This window comes from Actinoallomurus acaciae (genome assembly GCF_042429965.1).
GTDB classification, from domain to species: domain Bacteria; phylum Actinomycetota; class Actinomycetes; order Streptosporangiales; family Streptosporangiaceae; genus Actinoallomurus; species Actinoallomurus acaciae.
Window position 1 is genome coordinate 1 of sequence record NZ_JBHLZP010000968.1, and the last position, 1,620, is coordinate 1,620.

2 protein-coding genes are annotated in these 1,620 nt (G+C 73.6%); both read right to left on the reverse strand.

Annotation, left to right across the window (positions count from 1 at the left end):
- Positions 1–884: glycine--tRNA ligase subunit alpha (locus tag ACFFNX_RS49445; RefSeq protein ID WP_378213419.1), on the reverse strand; the 884-nt coding region annotated here is incomplete at its 3' end.
- Between the two features lie 88 nt (positions 885–972).
- On the reverse strand, positions 973–1,620 hold a 648-nt coding region (locus ACFFNX_RS49450), incomplete at its 5' end, for an SseB family protein (protein WP_378213420.1).

The window sequence follows — 1,620 nt, forward strand, 5'->3', positions numbered from 1 at the left end:
GTGGCGGCGTCGCCGAGCGGATGGCCGAGCTCCTCACCGCGCTCGGCCCGCAGCCGCGCGACGTCGTGGGCGAGGGCGCGCATGCGGGCGAACGCGCTGGCCCGCTCGGTGGTGCCGACGGCTCCGCGGGCGTCGAGCACGTTGAAGGCCTGGGAGCACTTGAGCACGTACGAGTGCGCGGGCACCGGCAGGCGCGCCTCGATCATGCGCCGCGCCTCGGCCTCGTACGTGGCGAACAGCGCGCGGCCCGCCTCGACGTCGGCCTCGTCGAGGTAGTAGCGGCTCATCTCGTACTCGGCCTGCCCGAACGCCTCGCCGTAGGACAGGCCGGGCGCGTACGCGATGTCCTTGAAGTGCCCGACGCCCTGGAGCGCCATGATGATGCGCTCCATGCCGTAGGTGATCTCGACCGAGACCGGGTCGAGGGGCATGCCGCCGGACTGCTGGAAGTAGGTGAACTGGGTGATCTCCAGGCCGTCGAGCCAGACCTCCCAGCCGAGCCCCCACGCGCCCAGCGCCGGTGAGGCCCAGTTGTCCTCGACGAACCGCACGTCGTGGGCGCGCAGGTCGATGCCGATGGCCTCCAGGCTGCCGAGGTAGCGCTCCTGCGCGTCGCCCGGCTCGGGCTTGAGGATCACCTGGTACTGCGTGTGCGTCTGGAGCCGGTTGGGGTTGTCGCCGTACCGCGAGTCGTCCGGGCGGACGCTGGGCTCGACGTAGCCGACCTTCCACGGCTCGGGCCCGAGGACCCGCAGGGCGGTGGCGGGGTTGAGCGTGCCGGCGCCGACCTCGGTGTTCATCGGTTGGACGATGGCGCATCCCTGCCCCGCCCAGTACTCGGTGAGGCGGATCAGGGCGTCCTGCATCATCAGCGTCGTCGGCATGTCCCGAGCCTAACGAGGCGCGGCCACGACCGCGCACCCGCCGCCCGGCGCGCCGGAGAACCGCGAGCCGGGCGGCGGGGCCGAGATCTCAGGCGAAGACGACGCCGAGTTCGACGCCGCCGGAGATACGGCCGCTCAGGCGTTCGGACAGGCGGTCGGCGGCCGTGCGCAGGACCACCTGCTCGTCGGCGTCCTGGGCGAGGCGCAGCCGGATCGCCAGGTCGCTCTGCGTGCCGGGCCGTACCTGGATACCGGTGATCCCCGGCAGGTCGCCCGCCGCCTCCTGGACGGCGGCCAGGACCTCCGGGTCCTCGTGCGGGGCGGTGATCGTGCCGCCATCGGCGAGCACGCGCAGCCGCGGGCCCTCGATGGCGTACGGCACCGGGCCCGCGACGTCGATGACCAAGGCGTCGGCGGCCTCGTCGATGGCGGCCTGGCAGGCCTGGGCGGCGCGCACCGCGACGGGACGCGCGTCCGCCTGCCAGCGGGCGAGGGTCTCGGCCGAGGTGAAGGCCAGCACACCGCGCCGCCCGTCGTCGCCGACGAGCGTCGGCAGCGCCATCTCACTCTCTTTCTCGCGGCGCAGCCCGTCCACCGTCTCGTCTTCGGTCAGGACGGCGACCACGGGGACGAACAGACGCGATCCGGAGAGCGCGGCGAGGACGGCGTGCTCGCCATGCCCACCGGCGTAGGCGCGCAGCGCCGCCGCCAGCTCGGCGGGCGCGATGCCGTCATC